The organism is Roseibacillus ishigakijimensis (genome assembly GCF_016595415.1).
Classification (GTDB): domain Bacteria; phylum Verrucomicrobiota; class Verrucomicrobiia; order Verrucomicrobiales; family Akkermansiaceae; genus Roseibacillus; species Roseibacillus ishigakijimensis.
In genome coordinates this window covers 1-12,279 of the sequence record NZ_JAENIO010000043.1, presented here as the reverse complement: position 1 = coordinate 12,279, position 12,279 = coordinate 1, and the positions used below count along the sequence as shown (strand labels likewise).

The 12,279-nt window shown below is 56.7% G+C and carries 8 protein-coding genes and 1 pseudogene; 8 read left to right on the top strand and 1 reads right to left on the bottom strand.

The annotated features are described in order from the left end of the window. The first annotated feature begins 38 nt into the window (after window positions 1-38). Both purM and JIN78_RS14015 read left to right on the top strand, forming a co-directional pair. Window positions 39-1,067: a phosphoribosylformylglycinamidine cyclo-ligase gene (purM, locus tag JIN78_RS14020; protein WP_307833008.1), complete on the top strand. Its 1,029-nt coding sequence runs from the start codon at window positions 39-41 to the stop codon at window positions 1,065-1,067. A gap of 37 nt (window positions 1,068-1,104) precedes the next feature. Further along, a complete protein-coding gene (locus JIN78_RS14015) occupies window positions 1,105-3,030 on the top strand; it encodes an amidophosphoribosyltransferase (protein WP_200392610.1) in 1,926 nt (641 codons plus the stop codon). A gap of 54 nt (window positions 3,031-3,084) precedes the next feature. On the opposite strand, the gene JIN78_RS14010 is transcribed toward JIN78_RS14015, so the two are convergent. Beyond that, window positions 3,085-3,471, bottom strand: a complete 387-nt coding sequence (locus tag JIN78_RS14010; RefSeq protein ID WP_200392609.1) for a hypothetical protein — start codon at window positions 3,469-3,471, stop codon at window positions 3,085-3,087. Between the two features lie 107 nt (window positions 3,472-3,578). Between JIN78_RS14010 and JIN78_RS14005 the strand changes: the two genes are divergently transcribed. From JIN78_RS14005 to JIN78_RS13975, 6 genes and pseudogenes are all read left to right on the top strand, one after another. Then, a complete protein-coding gene (locus tag JIN78_RS14005; protein WP_200392608.1) occupies window positions 3,579-4,052 on the top strand; it encodes a low molecular weight protein arginine phosphatase in 474 nt (157 codons plus the stop codon). Window positions 4,053-4,763: 711 nt separating this feature from the next. Further along, a complete protein-coding gene (locus tag JIN78_RS17350; protein WP_234037999.1) occupies window positions 4,764-5,672 on the top strand; it encodes a PEP-CTERM sorting domain-containing protein in 909 nt (302 codons plus the stop codon). Between the two features lie 175 nt (window positions 5,673-5,847). Then, on the top strand, window positions 5,848-7,530 hold the full coding sequence (locus tag JIN78_RS13990; RefSeq protein WP_200392605.1) for a serine hydroxymethyltransferase: 1,683 nt from the start codon (window positions 5,848-5,850) through the stop codon (window positions 7,528-7,530). A 44-nt stretch (window positions 7,531-7,574) separates the two neighbouring features. Then, the gene (gene lpdA, locus JIN78_RS13985; RefSeq protein WP_234037998.1) at window positions 7,575-8,954 is read left to right on the top strand and encodes a dihydrolipoyl dehydrogenase; all 1,380 of its coding nucleotides are present in this window, start codon (window positions 7,575-7,577) and stop codon (window positions 8,952-8,954) included. 74 nt (window positions 8,955-9,028) lie between these two features. Then, complete coding sequence (locus tag JIN78_RS13980; RefSeq protein ID WP_200392604.1) at window positions 9,029-9,217, top strand: DUF4250 domain-containing protein; 189 nt, start codon at window positions 9,029-9,031, stop codon at window positions 9,215-9,217. Between the two features lie 741 nt (window positions 9,218-9,958). Beyond that, a pseudogene (locus JIN78_RS13975) lies at window positions 9,959-12,279 on the top strand (hypothetical protein); the annotation flags it as partial.

The window sequence follows — 12,279 nt, the reverse complement described above, 5'->3', positions numbered from 1 at the left end:
TTTTTTGGCTGGGAAGGGCGATTGATCGCGAAAAAGGGGTGACAGCGGCGGATTCGGTTTCCATGCTGCCGACCTCGATGGCAGGCGAACTGACTTACAAGGATTCGGGCGTGGATACGCGCAGGGCGGCGGCATTCGTGGGCGACATCAGCGCTCATGTGAAACGGACGCAGCAGCAACGCCAGCTCTACGGAGCCTTTGGGTTGTTCGCCGCCGCCTATGACTTAAGCGATTACCAGCAGCCTGTGCTCGTCACCGGTTGTGATGGGGTGGGCACCAAATTGGAGCTCCTGCTGAAGCATGATATGCTGGAAGTGGCCGGCAAGGATCTGGTGGCGATGTCGGTCAATGACATCCTCACCACAGGGGGAGATCCTCTCCTTTTCCTCGACTACCTTGGTATCGCCAAGCTCGATGAGGCGAAGTTGGCGCGGCTTATCGCGGGAATGGCAGACTATCTGGAGGAATGCGGTTGTATTCTAGCCGGGGGGGAGACTGCGGAAATGCCCGGCATCGTTCCCGAGGATGTCGTCGAGCTTTCCGGCTTCTGCATTGGCGCGGTGGAAAAACCCGCTTTGATTGATCCGACCACAATCGCGGAAGGGGACGTTCTCGTCGGTTATCGCTCCGATAGTTTTCACGCCAATGGTTTTAGCCTCGTGCGCAAGGTGTTGGCTTCCCGGCCGGGCGAGTTCAGCGAAGAGGAAGAGCGTGAGATGTTGGCTCCCACGCGGCTCTACTACGATGTCGTGAAGGGGATTCGCGATGCGGGTGTGCGGCCCAAGGCCATGGCCCACATCACGGGTGGTGGCCTGCCGGAGAATCTGGAACGTCTTTTCCAGGGACTGGGAGCGGACCTGACTATTCCTCATTGGGATAATGCGGTGTGCCAGAAAGTCTTGCAAAGTGTGGATGCCGAGGATCGCTTCCACACTTTCAATATGGGACTGGGCTGGGTGGCGATCGTGTCCCCCGAAGAGGTGGAAAAAGTTCTTGCCGCTGGCCCCGGGGGAGTGGAGATCGGCCGCGTCCGCGCGGGCGATGGCGTTTCAGTCAAAGTAGCGTAGAGTGCGGCCCCGAGTGTAAACCCAATTCGAGAGACCCTTGAGCGATTTTCTGAAACACGAGTGCGGGGTGGCCGTGGTGCGCCTCCGCAAGCCCCTGCAATATTACTACGACAAATACGGCACCGCGCTGTGGGGCTTCAACAAGCTGATGCTCCTGATGGAGAAACAGCACAACCGTGGCCACGATGGGGTGGGCATGGGCTCCATGAAGTTGGGGATGCCCTTGGGCGCTCCCTACATCTTTCGTCGGCGCGACGCCAAGAAGGATTCTTTGGCGGGCATGTTTCGCCGCGAAATGAAGTCCTTCAACAAGATGGAACGCAATGGCATCCTCTCCCGGGAGGATCCGGCGTCCATCAAGAATAAGTTCGACTTCGGCGGGGAAATTCTCATGGGCCACCTTCGCTACGGCACTTCCGGTGAATTCAGCGAAGGCTCGTGCCATCCCTACCTCCGCCGCAGCAACTGGCCCACCCGCACTCTCCTCGTGCTGGGCAACTTCAACATGACCAATGCCGGGGAGCTGAACCGCAAGCTGATCGAACGGGGGCAGCATCCGGTATTCGGGACTGATACCCAGACGGTTTTGGAGGAAATCGGGTTTCATCTCGATGAGGCTCACAGCGACATCTATCGCAGTCTGCGCGACAACGATGATGATGGCCAGACCCGCCAGGACAAGATTGCCGCCGAGCTGGACATCAGCAAGATCGTGGCAGAATCAGCGGAATACTGGGACGGTGGCTACACCATCGCCGGGGTGGTGGGCAATGGCGACCTCTTTGTGACCCGCGATCCGCGCGGTATCCGCCCTTGTTTCATGTATCAGGACGATGAGGTGATCGCCTTTGCCAGCGAGAGAGTTCCTCTCATGACCGTGTTTGAATCCGAGCAAGAGGAGGTTGCGGAAGTGCCACCCGGCGCGGTCATCACCGTCAATAGTGAAGGGCAGATGGCGCAAGCCAGCTATCACCAGGGAGAAACGCCCTCGCCCTGCTCCTTCGAGCGCATCTATTTTTCCCGAGGAAATGATCCCAGCATCTACAAGGAGCGCAAGCGGATGGGCGCGGCTCTCGTGCCCCAGGTGGTCGAGAGCATCGGGGACAATTTCGAGAAAGCGGTCTTTTCCTTCATACCCAACACCGCCGAGACCGCCTACTACGGCCTCATGGACGGATTGCGGCTCTATCGCCGTGAGCAAGTCAAACAACGCATCGCCGCCGCTGCCAAAGAAGGCCGGGTGACCGATGCCCTCCTCGACGAGCTCATCATGACCAATTGGCCCCGGGGGGAGAAGGTTGCCCACAAGGACATCAAGATGCGCACCTTCATCTCCCAGGAAAAAGGACGCGCCCAGTTGGTTTCCCACGTCTACGACATCACCTATGGCTTGGTCGGCAAGGAGGATTCCCTCGTGGTGCTTGATGACTCCATCGTGCGCGGAACCACTCTCAAGAAGTCCATTCTCAAGATCCTAGCGCGCACCAAGCCGAAGAAAATCGTCATTTGTTCGACCGCCCCCCAGATCCGCTACCCCGACTGTTACGGCATCGATATGTCGGAAATGGGTAAGTTCATCGCCTTTCGGGCAGCGGAGAGCTTGCGCAAAAAACGAGGCGAGGCTGCGGTTTTTGAGGAAACCTACCAAGCGTGCAAAGCCGAGTTGGCCAAGCCCGCTCAGGAACGGGAGAACGCGGTCAAGATGATCTACGAGGGCCTCAGCGATGAGGAGATTTCCGCCGAAGTGGCGAGCCTGGTTACCCCGGAAGACATTGATTGGCATGGGGAAATCGAGGTGATCTACCAGACCATCGACAATCTCCACCAATCCATCGACGAGCAATCCGGCGATTGGTATTTCACGGGTGACTACCCCACCCAAGGAGGGGTGGCGGTGGCCAATGCCGCTTACATCAATTACTTCGAGGGCAAGGACGGCCGGAGTTACGATCTTCCTCTCTAGCCCGCTGGGGCGGCTCCTGCGGCGGTAGCCACGAGGCCGGGGGAGTTTCTCCCCTCAGGCCGTTCTTTGCCGTTTTTCGCAATAAGCCACCACTCCGAACCAGATACCCACCACAAGGAGGGCGTCGATTTCGTTCGGCTGTTGAGTGGCTTTGTTCATTTGGGACGGAATGGCGGTGGCCCGGAAGGGAGCGGTGAAGTCGAAATTACCCACTTCGTCTTGCATGCGGAAGAGCGCCGAACCGAGGCAGAAGCCGATGATGCCCGGTAGAAGCCAAGGCGGCTGCTGCCACTTGACCATGGCCGCAGTGAGCAGGGCGGCGGCCAGGTAGAAAAAGATCCAGAACCAGGCATCGTGATTGCCATACTGCTGGGCGTCATTGAACTGCAGGGTCATGAAGTAGACAAGAACGAGGGAGACGATGATTTTGGCAATTTTCATGAGAAAGAGTCTGGAGTTCACTCTACGTTGCTGGGCGACGGGATCAATCGTATCTCTCGCAAGAAAAAGGGTTTGGCTGTCGCGAAAATGGGGTAAGGTCTTCCGCGATGGCCGACCTTGATATTCTCTTTGTGTGCACAGGCAACACCTGCCGTAGTCCGATGGCGGAGGGACTTTTTCGCCAGGCGGCGGAGGGGAAAGGCTATCGCGTTTCCTCGGCCGGAGTCTCGGCCTATCCCGGTAGCCCCGCTAGTCGGGAAACGGTGGAGATTCTGGCGCAAAAGGGCATTTCGCTCGAAGGCTTCGGGAGCCGGCCGGTCAGCGAAGAAATTTTAGCCCGGGCCAGCCACGTCTTCTGTCTCACCCGCAGTCATCTGCAAATCCTCCGCCAGATGTTCCCCGAGCACGAAGAAAAGTATTACTTGGTGGCTGAGTTTGCCGAAATCGATGGCGAAGTGGGCAAGGACATCAGCGACCCCTTTGGCTGCGGGAAAGAGGCCTACGACCAGGTGGCCCGCGAGCTGGAGGCCTCTATCGAGGGCCTGATGGGGGCCCTCACTGCTGCTGAAAAGCGGGGTTAGAAAAAAGTTCCGTGAGATAATGAAGCAGCCTCCAAGGGCTGTCAGTGAATTTTTTAGGAGTGGGCCCTGGTGGACAGGCCTTTCTGATTCTCATTGCTGGACTTATGCTCCTAAATCACAATCGGCATTTTAATTTATAATTGTTTTTTACGATTATTGGGTGGGAGTGTTTGTTACGAGATTGTCAGCTAGGCTCAGAGAAATCCCTGTTTTAATAAAATATAGAAAAATGTATTTTAAATAGATAATCAGTAAGGGGTAATTTTAATTTCTGTTTTCGTCCTTACTTTCTTTTTCTAGGTAAGTTGAGTGGACATTGTTCTGTCGATAAATGTTCTGACTCTTCCGCACGGCACTCTAGGGTAAATTTGGCCTGAAAGCAGTAACTTTTTAAAAAAGGGTCAGTTAGAGAAGACCGGGCTTAAGCTTGGATAGAACGAAATTGGGCCTAATGCTGCAGCTGATTTGTTCTAAGTTAGTTCTGATTTACTTGCTCGCAAGTAGCTTAATGTTAATGGGTTTCATTACATTGGATTATTTGCGGAAATGGCGAATTTTATAAAATATACGAGTTTGTTTCGTATTTTACTTAGAGTTAGCATGAAATGCCGTGTATTTTTTTCTTAGATTCTAGAGATGAGCTTAATGATAGTTGGGGTGGTGCCTTTTTTGTCGACATGGGGAGTGTGTTTATCTAGCTTTTTAACCGCTATGACATTTCAACAGTTTGTATTGATTGGGGTTAGCGCAGGAATGACTATTTCGGCGCAGGGACAAGGAGCAATTCCGGGCTTTTTTGAGCCTTCGGGTTTGAGAGCGCAGCCCAGCACTGCAGGTCTCCTGACGGTGAATAATGTTCCTGATATTGTAGGAGGTTCCTCGGGGTTCATGGGCTGGTCGCATTCGGCTGGGGGCGCAGTGGGGGTGAATGCCGGCGTCAATCTGGGATTTCCTGTTGGGAACGTCGATGTTGCCCACGTCGGGATTTCTACCTACGCCGAAACTACCGGAAGTTCCCTGGTATTTGGGCGGAACCAGGAAATCAGTACCCTTTTGAGCGGATCCCTCGTGGGTACTGTTCTAGGGTTTCTTGGAGTGGGCTCAGTGGGCGAAGCAGTTGATGGTGTCGTGGCCGACTTGGTGGCGAGTGGGACCGGGTTGCAGGTTTTGTCCGATTGGAATTCTACGGCGACAGTTGCAGCTCCGGTTACCGCCGGGCAGGAGTGGGAGGTGAGCTTCATGATGACGAAAGGAGCTTCTCTCCTCGATATTACCAGTGTCTTGGGAAGTGGTCCGACTCTCACAATTTCGGGAAGCGGCGGTGCTTACACATCCACTATCGATCTTCTCGGTCTGCTTGATATCAACCTGCTTAACAACAGTCCTCAGGAAGTATCCTTCACTTTTGAGGTCGATTCTGACTCTCCGAATCTCGAAATGGAATTCGACATGTCTTCATTGGCGAATATTGCGTTGTTGAACGCAGGGGCGGATGGAGATACTGCGGTGATGTCGTTTTCAGACATCACACTTACCGAGGTCACACCCATCCCCGAGCCCTCGACGGCGATTTTGGGATTGCTCGGCCTCGGCCTGGTGGCTCGCCGCCGCCGCGCCTGAGGAGTTCGAGTTCTGATTTGTTCATTTGAGAAAAAGCGTGCGGAGGTTTCTCCGTGCGCTTTTTCGTGGTGAGGGCACTCCGCTCGGCGACGGGAAAAGAGTCTCTCTTTCTGGTTTTCGCGGTTGCCTTTCCGGTCGCTACGGGGCAGGGAAGGGGAGACGAATTGTCGATTCTATGAGCGAGGCAACATTCCCGAATATCAGAGTGGCCCTGGGGGCCGATCATGGAGGCTTGGAAATCAAATCCGCCCTGCGCGCGGCTCTCGAGGAAGCCGGCTGCACGGTGCAGGACTTTGGTCCCAATGAGACGGACTCCGTGGATTATTCGGACTTTTCCAACGAGGTCTGCCGGGCCATCACCAATTATCGCTTCGATTTCGGAATTCTCGTTTGCAAGAGCGGGATCGGCATGTCCATCAGCGCCAATCGTTGGCCGGGCATCCGCGCCGCCAAGGTCAATGATGTCGAGGAAGCCACCTTGACCCGCTCGCACAATGACGCCAATGTTCTTTGCCTTGGCTCGATGAGCGCCACCCCTGAGCAGGCGGTGGAGATGGCCTTGGCTTTTTTGAAAACGGATTTCGAGGGTGGTCGTCACGAGCGCCGTCTCATCAAGGGCTCGGGCAGCCGTCTCGCGGTCACGGATGGCAAGGTTTACGACATCATTCAAGGGGAGCACGATCGGCAGCGCTCCCACGTGGAGCTGATTGCCTCCGAGAACTTCGCCAGTCCGGCGGTGATGGAGGCGCAGGGCTCGGTTCTCACCAACAAGTATGCCGAGGGCTATCCGGGCAAGCGTTGGTATGGGGGTTGTGAAGAGGTCGACAAGATCGAGACCCTTGCCATCGAGCGGGCCAAGGAAATCTTCGGGGCGGAGCACGTCAACGTGCAGCCCCACTCCGGTAGCCAGGCCAATACCGCGGTCTACTTCTCGGTGCTCAAGCCCGGCGATCGCATCCTGACCATGGACCTGGCCCACGGCGGTCACCTCACCCACGGGCACCCGGCCAACTTCTCCGGTCGTCTCTACGATGTCGTCCACTACGGCGTGACCGAGGACGAGGAAACCATTGACTACGATGCCTTGGAGGCGCTGGCGAAGGAGTGCCAGCCCAAGCTCATCACCAGTGGAGCGAGCGCCTATTCCCGGGTCATCGACTTCGAGCGCATGGCCCGGATTGCGAAGAGCGTGGGCGCTTACCTGATGGTGGACATGGCGCACATCGCCGGTCTCGTGGCGGCGGGCATTCATCCCAATCCCGTCCCGCATGCCGACTTCGTCACCTCCACCACCCACAAGTCCCTGCGCGGACCCCGGGGTGGCCTCATTTTGTGCAAGGAAGAGCATGCCAAGAAGATCGATGGCCGGGTCTTCCCCGGCGTGCAGGGGGGCCCCCTCATGCACGTCATCGCGGCCAAGGCCGTTTGCTTCGGGGAATGCCTCAAGCCTGGCTTCAAGGCCTATCAGGAGCAGGTGGTCAAGAACTCCCGCGCCCTCGCCGGTCGCCTGGCTGAGCACGGCCTGCGCATCGTTTCCGGTGGTTCCGACAACCATGTCTTCATGGTGGATCTGCGCCCCATCGGCATCAATGGCAACGAAGCGAGCATCACTCTTGACAAAGTAGGGATAACAGTAAACAAAAACGCCATTCCCTTTGACACCGGAAGTCCGATGAAGCCCAGCGGCATTCGCATCGGCACTCCGGCGGTGACCACGCGGGGGATGAAGGAGGCGGATGTTGAAAAAGTGGCCGACCTGATTTATGAGGCTCTCACCAGCAAGGACGACGAAAGCAAGTTGGCGGACATCCAGAGCCGCGTCTTCGCCTTCAATGAAGCCTTTCCGATGCCCTACTAGTTCAAAAACGAAACCTTAAAGACTGAAAAAGAAAGCTTCTGATTATGTATGATTTGATTGTGATTGGTGGAGGCCCGGCCGGCTACATTGCGGCCATTCGCGCGGGACAGTTGGGCAAGAAGGTGGCCTGTGTGGAGGTCGAACGTCCCGGCGGCACTTGCCTGAACTGGGGTTGCATTCCTACCAAAGCCCTTCTCAAAAACGCCCACCTCTACCACCAGCTCCAGCATCAGGCAGACGAGTTCGGCATCTCTTTTGATAACCTCAACTTCGACTGGGGCAAGGTCGTGGGTCGTTCCCGCAAGGTGGCCGACCGCCTCGCTGGCGGGGTGGAGTTTCTTTTCAAGAAGAACAAGGTCGACTACCTGAAAGGCTTTGGCTCCATCGAGGGCGAAGGCAAAGTGGGCGTGACCGACAAGGATGGCAACAAGGAGGTCCACGAGGCCAAGAACATCATCATCGCGACCGGCTGCAAGCCCCGCGAACTGCCACCCCTTCCTTTCGACGGCAAGACCGTGCTGTCTTCCAAGCACGCCATGATCACCGAGGAGCGCCCCAAGTCCATGCTCATCATCGGCGCGGGTGCCATCGGAGTGGAATTTGCCTACGTCTACAACGCCTTTGGCACCGAAGTCACTTTGGTCGAGATGCTTCCCAACATCCTTCCCGTTGAGGACGAGGAAGTGGGCAAGGCTCTCCAGAAGTCCTACAAGAAGCTGGGCATCAACTGCCTCACCGACACCAAAGTCACCGAGTTCAAGAACAACGGCGACAGTGTGACTCTGACGGTGGAAAACAAGAAGGGCACCCAGGAGCTGACCGCCGACACCTGTCTGGTGGCCATTGGCGTGGCCCCGGTCCTGCCCGGAGGCACCGAGCCCGCGCTCGACGACCGCGGCTTCGTCAAGACCGACGAGCGCTACACCACCAATCTGCCCAATGTCTACGCCATCGGCGACATCGATGGGCCTCCCTGGCTGGCGCACACCGGCATGTATGAGGCCATCCAATGTGTCGACGGCATCTTTGTGGAAGGCTTCCAGCCCAAGCGGGTGGGCAACTTCCCCGGCTGCACCTATTGTCACCCCGAAGTGGCTTCGGTGGGCAAAACCGAACAGGCGCTCAAGGAAGAGGGCATCGACTACAAAGTCGGCAAGTTCCCTTACCAGGCTCTCGGCAAGGCACAGGCCATTGGCGAAACCGAAGGCTTCGTCAAGCTTCTCTACGGCAAAGAGCACGGGGAACTCCTCGGCGCGCACATCATTGGCGAGAACGCCACCGACCTCATCGCCGAGATGGGTCTGGCGCTGGAGATGGAGCTCACCACCGACGAGATTCACGGCACTATCCATGCCCACCCCACCATCGCGGAGGCCATTCACGAGGCCACCCTCGATGCTGACGGGCATGCGCTGCACTTCTAGGAAGAGCGCAAAAAAGGAACTTCAGAACGAAAGGACGGCTCGCGGGCCGTCCTTTTTTTTGCCATCACCGGGGCATGAACTTGAGCAACTTCGAGCGCATGGATCCGCATCTTCTCGTGGGCCTGGTCAATACCGAGCTGCGCAATCATGCCAGCAGTCTCGCCGACCTCTGTGCGACCCATAATCTGGAGGAACAAGCGCTTCATGAACGACTGGCGAAAGGCGGCTACGAATACCGCCCCGAGCAGAAGCAGTTTCGGTAAGTTGTCGGAACGCCAATGCCTCGTCGGCAACTGTTGTGCGAGAAGCCAACGAGGCGTTGGTGCGGTCATCCGCTAGAGAAAAATTTGACAGGAACCTTGCCCTTTCCTGAGCATCTGAAACATGGGTTTCGAGCACTTCGCCATCATCGAAGACCTCCGCATCGGTGGACAGATCAAAAACCCTTTCGGCGAGATGATTTTCCTCCCTGTCACCGCACTGGTTTGAGGGGGGCAGTCTTCTCGGAGAGGGCTCAAAGAACACATTGCTCTAATCAACGACTTTCCCGTCACCCAGACGCTGATCAACCTCTTCTCCCTGTTCGATCCCGTGGAGTTCAGCCAATGCCTCCTCACGCGCATGAAAGGCTGCCCCCGGGCCTGGCCTTCCAGTTTGTTTTCTTTGAGGGTGAGATGATTGAAGAAATCGGAAAGCCCCTTGCGGAGAAACAACATCGTCAGGGAGCTTACGCGGCTGAAGCTGGAATAACTCTCGGGGTGGAGTGCAGGCAACAAAAGAAATGAACCTAACGGAGCGATGGTCAGTGCCGCCTATCGCAACGAACTCCTCTCCCTGGCTGGATGACCTTGAATCTCAGAAAAAGAGTATCCTCTTGACAAGGTGTTATAATAAATACAAAACCTATATTATAATTAAGATAAACATCGATGAATAATTTTGTTCTGTTAATTTTCACGCTATTTTTCCTCTCGGTTTCGACCTTGTATTCCCAAAACCCTATCTTGGATTACTCTGACGGAACCTCAAACGGCAGCCTGGAGCCTGGCGAATGGGCCTATTTCGAAATCACCATCCCTGCCGATTCCGAGGGCTTGCGCGTGAGCTTGACCGGAAGCGGGGCCGAAGATGTCGATCTCTATCTCCTTCAAAATGGCAACCCGACCACCAACTCCTTCTCTGACCGCTCGTTGGACCGGGACACGGACCAAGTTTTCGTCATCAGCAAGCAAGGCTCGGACCGGACCTTCCACGCCGGCGTTCACCTTCCCGCGAGTGCCACTGGAAATACCAACTTCACCATCACCTCACACGGGGTCTTTTATGAAGAAACCCTTTCCTGGGATGATGGCTCGGCTCCCGGGGGAAGCTCCATTCACTCTGCCAGCAGCCCTTCTGGGGGACGACACTACTACAAAATCGTCACCGAAGCGCCCGATCTGGGAGTGTGGCGGACCATCCTGAATGTCACCTCGGGCGAAGCACATCTCTACGCTCTCGAAAATTCTGCCCCAACCACTACTTCGAACACCGAGTCCTCCGAAACACCCGGCAGCGATGGCTTCACCCGCCAACTCTCGTCCACCAGCGGAGCGGGAGACATTTGGTATCTTCTGGTCGACGCCGATCCCGGCGCCGCCTTCTCGCTCGTGGCCGGAGATATCTTCGTTGACGACTTGGGCTCTCTTGCGCCTGATGCCTCCAGTGGCAGCGGCTTGACCAGCATTCCATCCGAAGGGGCCCGCTTCTTTCGCACTTCCATTCCTTCCCAAGCATTGGCTTGGAGGCTTTGGTTGCAACAAGCCGATGGCTCCACCACCTGGAACCACAATTTTTACGTGCGCAAGGGACTCGCGCCCCACCTTTCCAGCACGAGCTACTACGACCGTCGTCGCAACGGGCAGGGTCTTCTCGTTCCCGACTACCTCAGCCCCGGGGGCGGTGATTTCTACTATGTCGGTGTTTTCGGAGAAATCGGACAAACCTTCCAGCTTGATTCCCGCCAGCAAACGGTGACCGATATCAGCTTCGGTGGTGATCAACCGGTTCCGGTGGGTGACGGATTTCACTTCAAAACCTATCGGGTGCAAGTTCCCGTGGATCGGATTGCGTGGGAAGTGGGCGTCGCGCCATCTAGCGGAGATCCTCAGGTCGCCATTCGCCGGGACTTTGTTCCCAATCCCTTCAACAACGATGCCTTTTCTGAAGTCGCCAGCCCCACCGTGACCGACAGTGTGAGCATCGTTCCCCCCAATCTCAGCGATGGAAGCTGGTTCATCACCACTTGGTCGGACGACGCCTTTTCCGGGACCCTCTCTAACGGCGAACCCGTCATCACCCCCATCGACTACGCCACCGCCAGCTACAATCCGCTCTCCCCGCAACACTCGTTCTACCAGGTGGCCAACAACGATCCCAATCGTGCCGGCTGGCGCTACTTCGCGGTCACCAACGTAGGCGAACCGCAACTCGGCTCTCCCAGTTGGCTTCTGGAACTCGAAAACCAAGCGCCCGGCACCGAGATTGCGATTCGACGGAACTTTGTTCCCGGACGCTGGGACTACCGCGAGGATGGCAATGACGACATTTACGAACGGCAACAGAATGACAAATCTTCCACTCGGGGCTTCCTTCAGGATCTCGGGCACGAATCAGACATCTGGTATGTCGGAGTCCGCCAACAAGCGGAGGCATTAGGGGCTTTCACCCTGAAATCAGGCCACGTTCTGGCGGAAAATGTTCTCATCGATGGCCCCAGCGAAACCGTGTCCAACCTGCCTCCCAATCGCTGGCAGTTTTTCCGAGTCACCGTTCCTGCCCAAATCGGCGGACAGGACATCCTCGGCTGGCAACTCCGGGTCGAGAACTGGAGCGGATACGAACCCACCATGGTCGTGCGGCGCGACCAAGTTCCAGAAGGCGCTTCCTTCACCACGCAGTCTGGGTGGGGTGGTGCAAGGTATCCCTATTGGGGCGGAACCAACTGGGACTCCGGGGCCCAGTGGGTCATCTCCACTGAGGACTGGTCCGGCCATGACTATTCTTCCGACGGCAGCCAGTACAATGAAAAATATGGGCTCTGGGCCGCCCTGGGCCAACCTCTCGAACCCGGCACCTACTATGTCGGCTTCTTCAATAACAGCCAAAGCGAGAGCAGCTCCTTCACCTTCTCCAGCACCGCCGTCGGCACCGGCATGGGCCTCGAACCGCAGGCCATCCCGTTCAATGGAGGCTCCGCAACCGTCTCCAACCTTCCTGCCCGGGAGGTGGCCTATTACTACGTGGACATCCCGGACAACACCTCCGGCTGGCGCATTTCCCTCGC